The sequence below is a fragment of the Streptomyces albicerus genome (assembly GCF_008905045.1).
GTDB lineage: Bacteria > Actinomycetota > Actinomycetes > Streptomycetales > Streptomycetaceae > Streptomyces > Streptomyces albicerus.
In genome coordinates, this window is record NZ_VWMY01000012.1 from 55,465 (window position 1) to 71,684 (window position 16,220).

General features: G+C 70.7%; 15 protein-coding genes. 13 read left to right on the forward strand and 2 right to left on the reverse strand.

Annotated features, from left to right (window positions below; all coding sequences use genetic code 11):
* Nucleotides 1-117 precede the first annotated feature (117 nt).
* The 11 genes from GAS53_RS12255 to GAS53_RS12305 all read left to right on the forward strand — a co-directional run bounded on the left by GAS53_RS12255 (nt 118) and on the right by GAS53_RS12305 (nt 12,048).
* Complete coding sequence (locus GAS53_RS12255) at nt 118-1,317, forward strand: ABC transporter substrate-binding protein (RefSeq protein WP_151477545.1); 1,200 nt, start codon at nt 118-120, stop codon at nt 1,315-1,317.
* A gap of 11 nt (nt 1,318-1,328) precedes the next feature.
* Complete coding sequence (locus GAS53_RS12260; RefSeq protein WP_151477546.1) at nt 1,329-2,201, forward strand: branched-chain amino acid ABC transporter permease; 873 nt, start codon at nt 1,329-1,331, stop codon at nt 2,199-2,201.
* On the forward strand, nt 2,198-3,271 hold the full coding sequence (locus GAS53_RS12265) for a branched-chain amino acid ABC transporter permease (RefSeq protein ID WP_151477547.1): 1,074 nt from the start codon (nt 2,198-2,200) through the stop codon (nt 3,269-3,271). Before GAS53_RS12260 ends, GAS53_RS12265 begins: the two co-directional genes overlap by 4 nt.
* Complete coding sequence (locus tag GAS53_RS12270) at nt 3,268-4,065, forward strand: ABC transporter ATP-binding protein (protein ID WP_225858879.1); 798 nt, start codon at nt 3,268-3,270, stop codon at nt 4,063-4,065. Before GAS53_RS12265 ends, GAS53_RS12270 begins: the two co-directional genes overlap by 4 nt.
* 47 nt (nt 4,066-4,112) lie before the next feature.
* Nucleotides 4,113-4,826 (forward strand): ABC transporter ATP-binding protein, encoded by a 714-nt coding sequence (locus GAS53_RS12275; RefSeq protein ID WP_151477651.1) that lies wholly within the window; start codon nt 4,113-4,115, stop codon nt 4,824-4,826.
* 122 nt (nt 4,827-4,948) lie between these two features.
* Nucleotides 4,949-6,679, forward strand: coding sequence for a 2,3-epoxybenzoyl-CoA dihydrolase (gene boxC / locus GAS53_RS12280; protein WP_151477548.1), 1,731 nt, complete (start codon nt 4,949-4,951; stop codon nt 6,677-6,679).
* 4 nt (nt 6,680-6,683) lie between these two features.
* On the forward strand, nt 6,684-8,105 hold the full coding sequence (boxB, locus tag GAS53_RS12285; RefSeq protein WP_151477549.1) for a benzoyl-CoA 2,3-epoxidase subunit BoxB: 1,422 nt from the start codon (nt 6,684-6,686) through the stop codon (nt 8,103-8,105).
* Nucleotides 8,106-8,115: 10 nt separating this feature from the next.
* Nucleotides 8,116-9,714, forward strand: a complete 1,599-nt coding sequence (locus tag GAS53_RS12290) for a benzoate-CoA ligase family protein (RefSeq protein WP_151477550.1) — start codon at nt 8,116-8,118, stop codon at nt 9,712-9,714.
* Between the two features lie 50 nt (nt 9,715-9,764).
* Nucleotides 9,765-10,805 (forward strand): NAD(P)/FAD-dependent oxidoreductase, encoded by a 1,041-nt coding sequence (locus tag GAS53_RS12295; RefSeq protein ID WP_225858881.1) that lies wholly within the window; start codon nt 9,765-9,767, stop codon nt 10,803-10,805.
* 22 nt (nt 10,806-10,827) lie between these two features.
* On the forward strand, nt 10,828-11,169 hold the full coding sequence (gene fdxA / locus GAS53_RS12300) for a ferredoxin (protein WP_151477551.1): 342 nt from the start codon (nt 10,828-10,830) through the stop codon (nt 11,167-11,169).
* 21 nt (nt 11,170-11,190) lie between these two features.
* Nucleotides 11,191-12,048, forward strand: a complete 858-nt coding sequence (locus GAS53_RS12305; RefSeq protein WP_151477552.1) for an amidohydrolase family protein — start codon at nt 11,191-11,193, stop codon at nt 12,046-12,048.
* A gap of 132 nt (nt 12,049-12,180) precedes the next feature.
* On the opposite strand, the gene GAS53_RS12310 is transcribed toward GAS53_RS12305, so the two are convergent.
* Complete coding sequence (locus tag GAS53_RS12310; protein WP_225858882.1) at nt 12,181-13,014, reverse strand: PaaX family transcriptional regulator; 834 nt, start codon at nt 13,012-13,014, stop codon at nt 12,181-12,183.
* A gap of 298 nt (nt 13,015-13,312) precedes the next feature.
* Between GAS53_RS12310 and GAS53_RS12315 the strand changes: the two genes are divergently transcribed.
* Nucleotides 13,313-13,837 (forward strand): gamma carbonic anhydrase family protein, encoded by a 525-nt coding sequence (locus GAS53_RS12315; RefSeq protein ID WP_151477554.1) that lies wholly within the window; start codon nt 13,313-13,315, stop codon nt 13,835-13,837.
* Nucleotides 13,838-13,875: 38 nt separating this feature from the next.
* Complete coding sequence (gene paaZ / locus GAS53_RS12320; RefSeq protein WP_225858883.1) at nt 13,876-15,609, forward strand: phenylacetic acid degradation bifunctional protein PaaZ; 1,734 nt, start codon at nt 13,876-13,878, stop codon at nt 15,607-15,609.
* Here the strand turns inward: paaZ and GAS53_RS12325 are convergent.
* Nucleotides 15,531-16,181, reverse strand: coding sequence for a thymidine kinase (locus GAS53_RS12325; protein WP_151477555.1), 651 nt, complete (start codon nt 16,179-16,181; stop codon nt 15,531-15,533). The two genes, paaZ and GAS53_RS12325, sit on opposite strands and share 79 nt — an antisense overlap.
* Nucleotides 16,182-16,220 lie beyond the last annotated feature (39 nt).

A 16,220-nucleotide genomic window follows, 5' to 3' on the forward strand; every position in this document is an offset into this window, starting at 1 on the left:
CTGAAGCCGGACTCAGATCCGATGCCCGACCCATCTATTACAGACTATTGACGTTACGACGGAGAGTTGTAGATTCTGGCGGCATCCTTCTCACCCCGGCCCACCTCAGGAGCTGTCATGGGTGTTGTCTCTGTCTTCTCTCCGACCAGAACGATCGCCGGACTTGCCGTGGGAGCCATGTTGCTGACGGGCTGCGGGTCGAGCCTCGACGAGTCCAGCGGGAGCAAAGCCGAAGGGGGCAAATCCGGCGGCGCCGTCAAGATCGGGCTCCTGGTGCCCCTGTCCGGGGTCTACGCGCCGATCGGCGAGGACCTGCGCGCCGGCTTCCAGCTCTACCTCGACCAGCATGACGGCAAGCTCGGCGGTCGGGAAGTAGACCTCAAGACAGCCGACGAGGGCGAGGGCCCGCAGACCGGCGTACCCGCCGCCCAGAAACTTGTCACCCAGGACCAGGTCAGTGCGGTCGCCGGGGTGGTCAACTCGGCCACGGCACTGGGACTGCGCGACTTCTTCGACGAGTCCAAGAAACCGCTGCTGATCGCCAACGCCGGAGCCGACGACATCACCGGAGCCCGCAAGTCGCAGTACGTGTGGCGGACGAGTTTCAGCAACGGTGACGTGTCCGCCGCCCTGGGACCGGCCGTCGCCGAGGAGGTCAAGGGCAAGGTCTACCTCATCGCCGCCGACTACGCCGCGGGCAAGGAGATGGTCGCGGGGTTCCGCAAGACCTTCGAGGCGGCCGGCGGCAAGGTCGCGGGCGAGAAGTACACCCCCTTCGGCAAGACGCAGGACTTCCAGCCCTACCTCTCGGCGATCCGCAAGTCAGGCGCCGACGCCGTCTTCGCCTTCTACGCGGGTGCCGAGGCGGTCAACTTCGTCAAGCAGTACAAGCAGTTCGGACTCTCCGGGAAGACATCGCTGTACGGCACCGGCTTCCTCACCGAGGGCGGGGCGCTCGCCGCGCAGGGCACGGCCGCGGTCGGCGTGAAGACGTCCCTGCACTACTCGACCGAACTGGACAGCGCGAGCAACAAGAAGTTCGTGGACGCCTACCAGAACGCGGCGAAGAAGCCGCCGACGGTCTACGCCGTGCAGGGCTACGACACCGCCGCCGTCCTCGACAAGGCGCTGGCCGAGGCGAGCGGCGACAGCGGTGACGCCCTGGTGAAGGCACTGGCCAAGGTCGGTTCCATCGACAGTCCCCGGGGCGCCTGGAAGTTCGACTCCGACCAGAACGCGGAGCAGCAGTTCTACCTGCGTGAGGTCAAGTCCAGTGGCGGGACGGCCGTCAACTCGGTCGTCGGCGAGCTGGACTGAGCGGGTACGGCATGGCAACCCATCTGGTGAGCGTCCTCAACGGGCTGGCGATGGGCTCCCTGCTCTTCGCCATCGCGCTGGGACTGTCCCTGGTGTTCGGCATGATGGACGTGCTGAACCTCGCCCACGGCGCGGTCTATCTGGTCGGCGCCTATGTGGCGGTGGCGCTCGTTTCGGACGGCGCGGGCGTGGCCGCCTTCGTCCTGGCGGTCCTGGCGGCCGCCGCGGCCGGAGCCGTCCTCGGGGCACTGCTGGCCGCCTTGACGCGCGCCACCACCCACCACCTCGATCAGGCCTTGCTCACGCTCGGTGTGGCCCTCGTGGTCGCCGAAGCGCTGTCGCTGGCCTTCGGCAACGACGTGCACTCCATCGCCGCCCCCGAGCCGGTCGGCGGCGGTGTCACGGTGCTCGGCGAGACGTACCCGGTCTACCGGCTGCTCGTCATCGGGTTCGGCGTCGTACTGGCGGTGGCCGTGTACGTCCTGGTGGAGCGCAGCCCGCTGGGCTCGGTCATCCGCGCCACCGTCGCCGACCGGGCGATGGTGGCGGCGCTGGGTATCAACACCGGCCGGGTGCTGGTCGGGGTCTTCGCCGCGGGCGCGGCTCTGGCCGCTGTCGGCGGAGTCCTGGCCGGTCCGATCCTGGGGGCCCAGCCCGGCCTGGACGAGAAGGTGCTGCTGCTCGCGCTGGTCGTGGTGGTGATCGGCGGTCTCGGCTCGGTCCGCGGCGCGCTGCTCGGCGCCGTACTGATCGGGCAGGTGCAGGCGCTCGGTACCGCGCTGCTGCCGGAGTACGCGTCGTTCCTCGTCTTCGGGGCGATGGCCCTGGTCCTGCTGCTGCGGCCGGCGGGTCTGCTCCCGGCGCGGACGGGGGTGCACGCATGAAGGCGGAGGCGGAGGCGATGCGCGGTGACACGGGCGCGCCGCAGGACACGACGACGTCCGTTCTCGAACCGCTGCGGAGCGGACCCGGCGCTTACCTCCCCGGGCGCCGCCGGGCCGTGGTCGCCGTCGCGGTCGTCGCACTGCTGGCGGCGGCCCCGCTGGTGCTCAGTCCCTATCCGGTGTCGGCCATGACCCGGATGCTGGCGTTCGCGGTGCTGGTGATCGGCGTCGACCTGCTGACCGGGGTCACGGGGCTGCCCTCGCTGGGACAGGCGGCGTACTTCGGTGTCGGCGCCTACACGGCGGTGCTGGTCGGGGTCCACATCACGCCGGACGCGATGGTGCAGGCGCTGGCGGGTCTGGTCATGGGCCTGGTGGCGGCCGCGGTCACCGGATGGGTGGCCGTGCGCGCCCGCGGCATCGTGTTCCTCATGCTGACGCTCGCGATCGGCGAGTCGGTGCACCAGGTGGCCGACACCTGGTCGGCCGTGGGCGGCAGCAACGGGCTGGCCGGGATGCCCCCGATCAGCCTGTTCGGCGGACCGTCGCTGCTCGCCGCGGGGTTCGTGTACTGGTGGGTGCTCGCCGTGGCGGCCCTGGTGTTCGCGGCGGTCGCGCTGGTCGTCAGTTCCCCCTACGGCCGGACGCTGCGGGGCATCCGCGACAACGAGGCCCGGATGCGGGCGCTCGGCTACCGCCCGGCGCTCGCCCGGTACGGCGTCTTCTGCCTGGCGGGGGCCGTCGCGGGAGTCGGCGGTGCCCTGTGGGCGCAGCAGGCCCGGTTCGTCTCGCCCGGTGACATGGGGTTCGAAGTGGCGGCGCTGGCACTGCTCAGCGTGGTCATCGGGGGTGCGGGCAGTCTGTGGGGACCCTGTCTGGGTGCGGCGCTCGTGCTGTTCGTACGCGACAGCCTCTCCGCGTCGATCGGCGGGCATGGCCCGCTGGTGCTGGGCGCGGTGTTCATCGCCGTCGTCTTCCTGATGCCGCGCGGCTTGGCGGGCCTCACCGGTACTCGTGCCCGCCTGCGGAACCTCACCAGTGCGCGCCGCCGGAAGGAGAACGCCTCGTGACCGAACCCCTCGTGACCCCTCTTCTGGAACTGCGGGGGCTCACCCGCTCGTACGGCTCGCTCACCGCCGTCGATGATGTGGACCTGGCGATCGCCCGCGGCGAGCGGCACGCGCTGATCGGGCCCAACGGGGCAGGAAAGTCAACGCTGTTCGCGACCGTGGCCGGGACGCTGCGAGCTTCGGGCGGGCACGTCCTCCTCTCCGGGCAGGACGTCACATCACTGCCGGAAGCGGACCGGGCCCGGCGCGGCATGGTGCGTACGTACCAGCACTCCAGCCTTTTCCTCGACTGCTCCGTACTGGACAACGTCGCGCTCGCCGTTCAGCGCGTCCACCGTGTGGCGCATCGGTTCGACCGGGCGGCGCGGCGCTTCAGGCACACCGAGGCTGAGGCGCGCCGTCACTTGGACTCGGCCGGGCTGTCCGGGCGTGCCCGGGACAAGGTGGCCGCCCTGTCCCACGGTGAGCGGCGGCAACTCGAAGTCGCGATGGTGCTCGCCACGGAACCCGCTCTGGTGATGTTCGACGAGCCCACCGCGGGCATGTCCGCCGCCGAGACCGAACGGTTCGTGGCCCTGATGGAACGCCTCCCCGAGCAGCTGACCGTCCTCATCGTCGAGCACGACCTGGATGTGGTGTTCCGCCTGGCCGACCGGGTCACCGTGCTGCACCTGGGCAAGGTTCTCGCCTCCGGACCGCCTGAGGCGATCCGGGCCGACGAGGCCGTGCAGCGGGCGTATCTCGGTTCCGCCAGGGCCGAGGACCTGTTCGCCGATTCCGGAGGACCGCGATGACCGAAACGACAGGGCTGACGGCGGCGGCCGGGACGACCGGCACCGACCTGCTCAGCGTGCGTGACCTGCGCGCGGGATACGCGGGTACCACCGTGCTCGACGGCGTCGACTTCACCGTCCCCGCCGGTGCCGTGGTGGCGCTGCTCGGCCGCAACGGCGTCGGCAAGTCCACGTTCGTCCACACGGTGATGGGCATGCTCAAGCCGTACTCCGGCAGCGTCCGCGTGGGCGGACGCGAACTCGCCGGAGCGGCCGCGCACACCGTTGCCCGCAGCGGTGTCGCGATCGTGCCTCAGGGCCGCCGCGTGTTCGCGCCCCTCACGGTCGAGGAGAACCTTCGCATCGCGGCCCGAGCGTCCAAGGCGCCCAGGGGCGGAGGTGGCCCCTGGACCCCGGAGCGCGTCTACGAGCTGATGCCCCGCCTCGCCGAGCGGCGCGCCAACCGGGGCGATCAACTCTCCGGCGGAGAGCAGCAGATGCTGGCCATCGGCCGGGCGCTGCTGAGGAACCCGCGGCTGCTGCTCCTGGACGAGCCGTCGGACGGCCTCGCGCCGGCGGTCATCGACCTGATCGCCGAGTTGCTGGAGGGACTGCGCGGCGAGGGCATCGCGGCGGTGCTGGTGGAGCAGGACCTGCACCTGGCCTTCCGTCTCGCCGACGAGGTGGCGGTGATGCAGAAGGGACGCATCGTGCACCGGAGTTCGACCGCCGACTTCCGCCAGGACCGGGCCCGGGCCCACAGCCTCCTCGGCGTGGGCTGACCCTGCCGGGCCGGAACGGGGAACCCGTCAAGACCTATGTTCTACAGAACCTTGACGCACTGCGGTACTTCTGTAGAAGATTCCCCTATCGGTACCTGCGCTAGCGCGAGGAGGCGCTCGTCATGGTGGTGGCAAGCAAGCCGGACGTGGTCGATGCCGCGAACGGAGCGCCGGAGTCCACAGGCACGGTGGTGGTGACCTTCGACCGGAGCCCGGACGCGTACCGGCACTGGAAGCTGCGGACCGACGGGCCGGTCGCCTGGCTGGAGATGGACGTCGACGAGCAGGGCGGCCTGGTCCCGGGCTACGAGCTGAAGCTCAACTCCTACGACCTGGGCGTGGACATCGAGCTGTACGACGCCCTCCAGCGGCTGCGGTTCGAGCACCCCGAGGTGCGGTCGGTGGTGGTGACCAGCGCGAAGGAGAAGGTCTTCTGCGCCGGGGCGAACATCCGGATGCTGGCGGCTTCCCCGCACCACTGGAAGGTGAACTTCTGCAAGTTCACCAACGAGACCCGCAACAGCATGGAGGACGCCTCGGAGCACTCCGGGCTGACCTTCATCGCCGCGGTCAACGGCTCCTGCGCGGGCGGCGGTTACGAGCTGGCGCTGGCCTGCGACAAGATCCTTCTGATCGACGACAACTCCTCGTCGGTGGCCCTGCCCGAAGTCCCGCTGCTCGGCGTGCTGCCGGGCACCGGTGGCCTGACCCGGGTCACCGACAAGCGCCGCGTACGCAAGGATCTGGCTGATCTCTTCGCCACCCGCAGCGACGGCGTACGGGGCAAGACGGCGGTGGACTGGCGGCTGGTCGACGAGGTCGTCCCGCGCCGGGACTTCCGTACGGTCGTCGAACAGCGCGCCGTGGAAGCGGCCGAGAACAGCACCCGGCCGACGGACGCCGAGGGTGTTGAACTGACACCGCTGGAGCGGGACGTCACCGAGGACGGCATCACGTACCAGTACGTGCGCGCCGAGTACGACCGTCCGCTCGGCCTGGTCCGCATCACCGTACGGGGCCCCGTCGAGGGCGCCCCCGCCGACGCCGCCGCGATCCACGACGAGGGTGCCGGCGGGTGGCTGCTGGCCGTCACCCGCGAGCTCGACGACCTGATCCTGCGGCTGCGGGCGAACGAGACCGAGCTGGGCACCTGGGTGCTCCGCACGGAGGGCGATTCCGCGCTCGTACTGGCCCATGAGCAGGCGGTGTTGGGTGCCGCCGCCGAGGGCGACTGGCTCAGCAACGAGATCGTGCACTACTACAAGCGCACCCTGAAGCGGCTCGATGTCACCAGCCGCAGCCTGATCGCGCTGATCGAGCCGGGCAGTTGCTTCGCCGGGCTGCTGCTGGAGCTGGCCCTGGCCTGCGACCTGCAGTACATGCTGGACGGCCCGCCCATCGAGGACCCGGACAGCGACGAGCGTGCCCAGCTCACCCTCTCCGAGGCGAACTTCGGCACCTTCCCCATGGGCAATGGCCTGTCCCGCCTCCAGTCCCGCTTCTACCAGGACGACGCCCACGTCGAGTGGCTGCGCCGCGAGGCCGGGCAACCCCTGAGCGCCGCCCAGGTCCGCGAGCTCGGCCTCGTCACCGACGCGCCCGACGACATCGACTGGGAGGACGAGGTCCGCATCGTCCTGGAGAGCCGGGCGGCGCTGAGCCCGGACGCGCTGACCGGCATGGAGGCCAACCACCGGTTCGTCGGCCCCGAGACCATCGAGACCAAGATCTTCGGACGGCTCACCGCCTGGCAGAACTGGATCTTCATACGCCCCAACGCCGCCGGCCCCGAGGGCGCGCTGCGCCGCTACGGCACCGGCCAGAAAGCGGTCTACGACCGGAAGCGAGTGTGACCCGATGCCCACGAAGATCGACTACGACTCCAAGATCCCCAACAACGTCGCTCTCGCCGACGACCGCCGTCTGCAGCGGGCGCTGGAGGGCTGGCAGCCCAAGTTCCTCAACTGGTGGGGCGAAATGGGCCCGGAGCTGGAGAACCGAGGCGTCTACCTGCGCACCGCCGTGTCGGTCGGCCGCGACGGCTGGGCCCATTTCGACCATGTCAACGTGCCGGACTACCGCTGGGGCATCTTCCTCGCCGAGCGCGACCCCGACCGCCGCGTCGCCTTCGGCGAGCACAAGGGGCAGCCGGTCTGGCAGCAAGTGCCGGGCGAGTACCGCGCCGACCTGCAGCGGCTGATCGTCGTCCAGGGCGACACCGAGCCGGCCTCCGTCGAGCAGCAGCGCCTCCTCGGCCTGACCGCCCCGAGCCTGTACGACCTGCGCAATCTCTTCCAGGTCAATGTGGAGGAGGGCCGGCACCTGTGGGCGATGGTCTACCTGCTGCACGCCTACTTCGGCCGGGAGGGCCGCGAGGAGGCCGAGGCGCTGCTCCACCGCAACTCCGGCAGCCCCGACTCGCCGCGCATCCTGGGCGCGTTCAACGAGGAGACCGCCGACTGGCTGGCCTTCTTCATGTTCACGTACTTCACCGACCGGGACGGCAAGTACCAACTCGGCTCGCTCAAGGAGAGCGCCTTCGACCCGCTGTCGCGGACCTGCACCTTCATGCTGAAGGAGGAGGCCCACCACATGATGGTCGGCACCACCGGCGTCGACCGCGTGGTGACCCGCAGCGCCCAACTGGTCCGCGAGCACGACACGTTGGACATCGCCGCCTGCGGCGGCATCCCCCTGGACATCATCCAGAAGTACATCAACTTCCACTACACGGTCTCCCTGGACCTCTTCGGCAGCGAGACCTCCACCAACGCGGCGAACTACTACACCGCCGGGCTCAAGGGCCGCTGGCAGGAGGAGCGCCGCAAGGACGACCACAAGCTCACCGACCACAGCTCCTTCCTGGACAAACCGCAGGCGGACGGCACCTGGTCGCAGGACGAGGTCCCCGCGCTGCTCGCCCTCAACCTTGACCTGCGCGACGAGTACATCTCCGACTGCGAGAACGGCCTCAAGCGCTGGAACCGGATCCTCGAGGAGCACGGGATCGGCTTCCGGCTGAAGCTGCCGCACCCTGGCTTCAACCGGAACGTCGGCCTCGCCGCCGGCCACCACGTCACCCCCGACGGCACGATCGTCGACGAGCAGACCTGGGAGGCGAGCCGCCGCCACTGGCTGCCCACCGCCGAGGACCTGGCGTTCGTACGGTCGCTGATGCAGCCTGTGTACGAACGCGGCAGGATCGCGAGCTGGGTCGCGCCGCCGGTCAACGGCATCAACGGCAAACCGTTCGACTACGAGTACGTCCGACTGGTGTGAGGTGAGCCGGATGCCTGAGGCGTTCAACACGGCGGACTACCTGGTCGACCGGCACGTGCGGGAGGGCAACGGCGCCCGCACGGCGCTCGTCACTCCCACACGCACGCTGACCTACGAGCAGCTGTCGGCGGAGGTCCGCCAGGTGGCCGCCGGGCTGCGGGCCCTCGGCGTACGTCCGGAGGAGCGCGTCCTGCTGTGCATGGTGGACGACATCGAGCTCTTCACCGGCATCCTCGCCGCCTTCCACATCGGCGCCGTGGCCGTCCCCGCGTCGACCATGCTCACCGGTCCGGAGCTGGGCAAGCTGGTGGCCGACGCGCGCTGCCGGGTGGTGCTGGGCTCCGCCGAGTTCGCGCCGGTCGTCCGCGCGGCGCTCCAGCAGGCGCCGGAGGTCGAGCACGCCGTCCTGACCGGAGAAGACAGCACAGGACTGCCCGGCCACGTCCAGGGCCACACCTGGCAGCAGCTGCTGGACGCCGGCACCGGTACGGACGACGGGCCGTATCCGACCTGGCCGGACTCGCCCGCCCTGTGGCTGTACACGTCGGGCACCACGGGCACGCCCAAGGCGGCCATGCACCGCCACGTCGACATCAGGTTCGTATCGGAGAACTACGGGCAGTGGGTGCTGGGCATCGGCCCGGAGGACCGCTGCCTGTCGGTCGCGAAGCTCTTCTTCGCGTACGGCATCGGCAACTCGCTGTTCTTCCCGCTGGCGGCGGGCGGGACGGCACTGCTGGAACCTTCCAGGCCGTCTCCCGCGCTGTTCGCGAAGCGGGCGGCCGGCGACCGGGCCACGGTCCTGTTCGGCACCCCCAGTTTCTTCGGGCCGCTGCTCGCGAGCGCCGACATCCCGGACGACGCCTTCGCGACGGTACGGATCGGGGTCTCGGCCGGAGAAGCGCTGCCCGCGCGGATGTACGAGGGGATGCTGGAACAGTTCGGTGTGGAGGTGCTCGACGGCATCGGGTCCACCGAGATGCTGCACATCTTCATCTCCAACCGTTCGGGCCGGGTCCATCCGGGCTCCTCCGGCGAACCCGTTCCCGGGTACAAGGTGGAGCTGCGCGACGTCGAGGGCCACGTGGTGGAGGGCGACGGGACACCGGGCGAGCTCTACGTGCGCGGTGAGTCCGCGGCCATCGGCTACTGGTGCCGGGCCGAGACCACCCGTCAGGTCTTCCTCGGCGACTGGGTGCGCACCGGCGACACGTACATCCGCAACGCCGACGGCACCTACACGTGCATGGGCCGCACCAACGACCTGCTCAAGGCGGGCGGCATCTGGGTCGCGCCCGCCGAGGTGGAGGAGCGCCTCCTCTCCCATCCGGACGTGGCCGAGGTCGCCGTGGTCGGCGTTCCGGACGCGGACGGCCTGGACAAACCGGTCGCCTGCGTGGTGCCCAGGCCCGGGCGTGAGGTCGATCCGGACGCCCTCGTCGCCTGGTGCCGGGAGGGCCTGGCCGCCTTCAAACGCCCGCGCGGGGTGATCGGGCTGCCCGAGTTGCCCCGTACGCCCACCGGCAAGATCCGCCGCAATGTGCTGCGCGCCATGGTCCGCGACGGTTCCTGGGCGGAGGCGCCCTCGTCGCCGACGACATCGGGCTGACGTTGCCACTCGGCAAGTCACTCTCTTCTTCTGCATCAAGGAGGACGTGCATGTCCCCCATGTCCCCGTGCCCCGCGGATCACAGCACGGATCTGCTCATCGTGGGAGCCGGCCCCACCGGCCTGTTCGCCGCCTACTACGCCGGTTTCCGCGGTCTGTCGGTGACCGTGCTGGACTCGCTGCCCGAGCCCGGTGGCCAGATCAACGCCATGTACCCGGAGAAGCAGATCTTCGACATCGCCGGATTCCCGGCGGTACGCGGACGCGAGCTCGTGGAGCGGCTCCTGGAGCAGGCCGCACCGTACGAGCCGTGCCATCTGCTCGGCCACCGGGCCGAGACGATGGAGCGGCTCCCCGGGGCCGGCGGCGGGCCGGACACCTTCACCGTGACTACGCACCAAGGGGCGCGCGTGCGGGCCAGGGCCGTGCTCATCACCGGCGGCATCGGCACCTTCACGCCCCGCCCGCTGCCGGCCGCCGCCGCGTACGAGGGCGCCGGGCTCGCGTACTTCGTACGCAGGCCGGACGACTACGCGGGCCGGGACGTGGTGATCGTCGGGGGCGGTGACAGCGCCTTCGACTGGGCCAACACCCTGCACCCGTTGGCCGCCTCCGTGACCCTGGTCCACCGCCGCGACACCTTCCGCGCACACCCGGCCACCGTGGCCGCCGTACGGGCCGCGGGCGTGGAGATCCTCACCGAAGCCGAGCTGTCGAAGGTCATCGTCGACGGCGGGGGCATCGAGGCCGTGGAGATCACCCGGCGCGACGGGCAGACGCACCGCCTGCCCTGCCGGGGGATCATCGCCGCCCTCGGCTTCACCGCCAACCTCGGCCCGCTGCTCGGCTGGGGCATCGACATTGCCCACCGGCGCCACATCCCGGTCGATTCGGCCATGCGGACCTCTCTCCCGGGGGTCTACGCGGCCGGGGACATCAACGACTACCCCGGCAAGGTGCGGCTGATCGCGGTCGGCTTCGGGGAGGCGGCGACCGCCGTCAACAACGCCGCGCACCACATCGACCCCGAGCAGCCGGTGTTCCCCGGCCACTCCACCGACGTCTCCACTGCGGCCCCCGCCGCCGCGTAGCACCGAAGAGGACCGATAGCCCATGCCCTACGTCATAGCCGAGCCGTGCATCGACATCATGGACCGCTCCTGTATGGAGGAGTGCCCCGTCGACTGCATCTACGAAGGCGACCGCAAGCTCTACATCAACCCGATGGAATGCATCGATTGTGGCAACTGTGAGCCCGTGTGCCCGGTCCAGGCGATCTCCCAGGACCGCCGGGTGCCGCCGGAGCTGAAGGACTTCGTCGCCGACAACAAGCGGTTCTTCACCGAGTCCCTGCCGGGCCGCGACGAGCCGATCGGCCTGCCGGGCGGCGCCGCCGGCCACGGCCCGGTCGGCGCGGACACCGAACTCGTCGCCGGGTACGACCCGCGCGGCTGAGCACTCTGTGAGGGAGGCGCCGTGATCGACGGCGAGACCGTGGTCGACGCGCACGTCCACGCCCCAAGGCTGTCCACACTCAAACCGGCCTGGTTCGAGTGGGCGGACACGTTCTCCGGCGACCACCCGTGGCGCGACACCTACGACGAGCGGGGCGACCCCGTTCCCGAACTGCTGGACGCCCTGCTGGAGTCCGAGGGCGTGGACCGTGCGCTGTTGTTCTGCGAGTACAGCCCACGGGCCACCGGGATCCAGCCGATCGAGGACCTGCTGCCGATCGTCGCGTACAACCCGGTCCGCTTCCGCCTGGTGGCGAACGTCAATCCGCACCTGCACCACCCGCTGGTGGCAGAGGCCGAACGCCAGCTGGACCTGGGCGCGGTCGCGCTCAAACTGCACCCCGTGCACGGCGGATTCGACCCGGCCGACAAGGAGTTCTACCCGCTGTACGCGCTCTGCGCCGAGCGCGGCGTCCCGGTCGTCGTGCACTCGGGCACCTCCAGTTTCCCGGGTGCCCGTGCCCGGTACGGTGATCCGCAGCTCCTGCTCGACGCCGTGGAGGACTTCCCGGACGTGCAGTTCGTCTTCGCCCACGGCGGGCGGGGCTGGTGGTACGACACCGCGGCGTTCCTCGCCCTGGCCAGGCCCAACGTCTGGCTGGACCTCGCCGGACTGCCCCCGCGCAAACTGCCCGAGTACTACGCCCGGTTCGGCCTGGCGAGGCTGGCCACCCGGTGCATCTTCGGCACCGACTGGCCGGGAGTGCCCGGCGCCTCCCGCAACATCGCCGCACTGCGTGCGCTGGGCCTGCCGGCGGACACCGTGCGTGCCGTGCTGTCCGGCAACGCGGCCAAGGTCTTCCCGGGCCTCGGAGTGTAAGGACATGACGATGGGTCAGCAGACAGGTGTCATCGACACCGCCCCGTCGGCCGGCCGACGGGGCCGGGCGCCATGACCCGTACCGCACCACCCCGGTAAGCTCGGCGGTTCGGTACGGTGCGCCCCGCGATCTCACCTCTCGCCGTGCCCCTCGGCCAGCTCCTCCCAGCGCCGCAGCGCCACCGGATTCCACTCGGCGTGCCTGCTGTGGAAGAGGTCGGCCGCCCTGGCCCCGCTCCAGCCCGGGGGCAGCAGCTTCGACGGAAGCCGCGGATCGAGGAAGGGGAAGCGGCGCCACTCGTGCACCAGCATGGTCTGTGCGTGCAGGACGGCGGCGCCGTCGGCGGGGCGCAGGCCGGTGAACTCGTCGATGAACGCCTCGTAGCGGTCCTCCACCTCGCTGAGATCCCAGGCGCGGGCCACCATGGCCGCCTCACTGCCCACGGCACCGTACGTCGCGGAGAAGGACATCGCGTCGTCGGCGAGCCCGAGTTCCTTCAGGACGCCGAGCGCCTCCGCCTCGCGGTCGGCGTGGGGCGTGATCCACACCCCGGGCTCCGGGGAGCCGAAGCCGGCCCAGGTGAGCCGGGTGCGCACCCGGTGCCGCAGATCCCGCTTGGACTCCGGCACCGAGACCAGCACCACCAGCCAAGTGCCGTCCCAGGGGCGCTCCCCGCTGCCGAAGTCGTAGATGCGCTGCGCGCCCTCGGTCAGCAGCCGCCGCCCCGGCGGGGTGAGCGCCCAGCGGACGCGGCGTCCCATCCGCTCGGAGGCCAGCCAGCCCTCTGCCGCGGTCCGGGCGAGCGACTGGCGGGCCGACTTCTCCTCGACACCGAACATTGCCAGCGCGTCCACCAGCGCGGAGGTCCACACCGGGGTGCCCTTGGGCAGTACGTACTCGCCGAGCATGGTCATCAGCAGCGACCGCGCGCTGACGTCACCGACCTCCCGGCGCCGGCTGACCACCGGCCGTGCGCTCCCCGCTGCGGCCCGGTCGGCACGCTCCCTCCGGCCCGGTCCGCGCGACGCACGATCCACCATTGTCCTTCACTTCCCTTGCTGCCGGCCGATCCGATGTATCACGCCGTCGCGTGACATCGACGTCATCAGCGTATCCAGGGCGCTCCGGCACGAGTGCCCGGAGCCAAGTCCCTCCTCAGGGGAGCCCGCTCCTCCTTACACAATATCTTGTCGTTACGGAAATTATCAGTAGAGTGTCTGTCGCGTCGGCGGGCCGCCGACCAGAACGAGCGAGGTGGCAGCCATGCCGGTCTACGCCCTCGGACCCGACGAGCCGGACATCGATCCCAGCGCCTTCGTCCACCCGGATGCCGTCGTGATCGGGTGCGTGTCGATCGGCGCGGAGGCCAGCGTCTGGCCCGGGGCGGTCCTGCGCGGAGACCTCGGCGGTCGTATCGAGGTCGGCGCCCGCACCAGCATCCAGGACGGAACCGTGCTGCACACGACCGAGCAGTGGCCGACCGTGATCGGACCCGAGTGCGTGGTCGGCCACAACGCCCACCTGGAGGGCTGCACCGTGGAGCGCCGCTGCCTGATCGGGTCCGGTTCCATCGTCCTGAACCGGGCCACCGTGCGCGAGGGTGCGGTGGTCGGCGCCGCCGCACTGGTCCCCGAGGACTTCGAGGTCCCGCCCAAGACCATGGCGCTCGGCGTCCCGGTACGGCTGCGCGGGACACCGGTCGATCCCTCCTGGGTGGAGCACGCCGTACGCACCTACCGGGACGCCGGCGCGCGCTATCTGCGTGATCTCCGGCGCATCGACCGCTGAAAGCCATCGCCCGTGAGAGCACGAAAGGTGGGCCCGCCGTGGCCGCGAAACTGCACAGCTACCTCGCCGGTGACTGGTACGAAGCACCCGACGAGGGGCGTCCCCTGCTGGACGCGGCGACCGGCGCCGAGGTGGCTCGGCTCTCGGAGCGAGCCGTCGACGCCGCGGCCGCGCTGCGTCACGCGCGGGAGGCGGGCGGCCCGGCCCTGCGCGAGCTGACCTTCCACCAGCGCGCCGGCCTGATCAAGTCGTTGGGCAAGCACCTGGCCGCACACACGGACGAGTTCCACGCATTGTCCACCCGCACCGGAGCGACCCGCCGCGACTCCGTGCTCGACGTCGACGGCGGCATCGCGGTGCTCTTCGTCTACGGCGGCAAGGGCGCCAAAGAGCTGCCCGACGGGCATGTCCTGCCCGACGGCGACATGGAACCGATCGGCAAACAGGGCACCTTCGCGATACGCCACGTCCATGTGCCGCGGCAGGGCGCGGCCGTGCAGATCAACGCGTTCAACTTCCCCGTGTGGGGCATGCTGGAGAAGCTCGCGCCGGCTCTGCTGGCGGGCCTGCCGTCCGTGGTGAAACCCGCGGGCCAGACGGCCTACCTGACGGAGCTGGTGTTCCGCCGCATCATCGAGTCCGGCATCCTCCCCGAAGGCGCCGTCCAGCTGATCTGCGCCCCACCGGACGGCATCCTCGACGCGCTCACGGGACAGGACGTGCTCAGCGTCACCGGGTCCGCCGCGACCGCCCGCATCCTACGCAGCCACCCGGTCGTCGCCGGCCGCGCCGTCCGCTTCAACGCCGAAGCCGACTCCCTGAACTGCACGGTCCTGGGGCCCGACGCCACCCCCGGCACCCCCGAGTTCGACCTGTTCACGCAGACCCTGGTCACCGAGATGACCGTCAAGGCCGGGCAGAAGTGCACCGCGATCCGCCGGGCTCTGGTGCCCGCCGGCCTTGTCGACGACGTACAGGACGCGGTGTGCGCGGGGCTCGCCGGCGTCCGCGTCGGAAACCCCGCCGATCCCGCGGTCACCATGGGCCCGCTGGCAGGACTCGGGCAACGGGAGGAGGTGCTGCGCGCGCTCAAGGCGCTCACGGCTGCGGCCCGCATCGTCCACGGCGACCCCGACCGGTTCGAGGTGCTGGACGGCGACCCGGAACGCGGCGCCTTCCTCCCGCCGCTGCTGCTGCGCTGCGACGACCCCGACCGGGCCGAGCCGCACGAGGTCGAGGCGTTCGGCCCTGTCAGCACCCTCCTGCCGTACGACGGGACCGCCGCCCACGCGGTCGCGCTGGCCGCGCGCGGAGAGGGCAGCCTCGTCGGCTCGGTCATCACCCACGACCCCGGCTTCGCCCGCGAGGCCGTGCTCGGGGCCGCCCCCTGGCACGGTCGCCTGCTGCTCCTCGACCGCACCGACGCCGGGGAGTCCACCGGCCACGGCTGCCGCTCCCGCACACCGTGCACGGCGGCCCCGGCCGGGCGGGCGGCGGTGAGGAGCTCGGCGGCATCCGCAGCGTGCTGCACCATATGCAGCGCACCGCCGTCCAGGGGCCGCCCGCCATCCTCTCGACACTTGCCGGGCCCCACCCGGTCACGACCACCGAGCCACCGGGCGAGGAATGACACCATGGCCCGCTACGCCGGCACCGCGTTGCGGATCGAAGAGAATCCGGTGATCCGGTCGAGTCACGCGGAGGAGACCGGCAGCACGTCCGGCGACAGGGTCCCCGCCCTCGACGCGGCACTCGTCATCCGTCGGCGGTGATGGCGTCGGCACAGCACCTCGTAGCCCACCTCGGCCGCCGACCGGGCCACATCTCCCACCACGACCTGCTCGCCCTCGACGACCATCTCCCCGCCCAGGGTGCGGGCGTTGTGAGTTGCCCGCGCACCGCACCAGCACATCGCCTCGACCTGCAGGGTCTCCACACGGTCGGCTAGCTCGACCAGGCGGCGGGAGCCGGGAAAGAGCTTGGTGCGGAAGTCAGTGGTGATACCGAAGGCGAAGACGTCCAGGTTCAGGTCGTCCACGATCCGGGCCAGCTGGTCTATCTGCTCCGACAGCAGGAACTGGGCCTCGTCGACGATCACGTAGTCGACCTTGCCGCCCCGCGACAACTGCTCCACCACGTACCCGTACAAGTCCAGTCCCGGCCCCGCCTCCACCGCATCGGTCACCAGCCCCAGACGTGACGAGAGCTTGCCCTCACCGGCACGATCGTCACGCGTGAAGATCAACCCCTGCAGCCCCCGCGCCGTTCGATTGTGTTCGATCTGAAGCGCCAAAGTCGACTTCCCACAGTCCATGGTTCCGGAGAAGAACACCAGCTCGGGCATGGGAAGTTGAGCACCTTTCGGCAAACCAGGGGGAAGGGG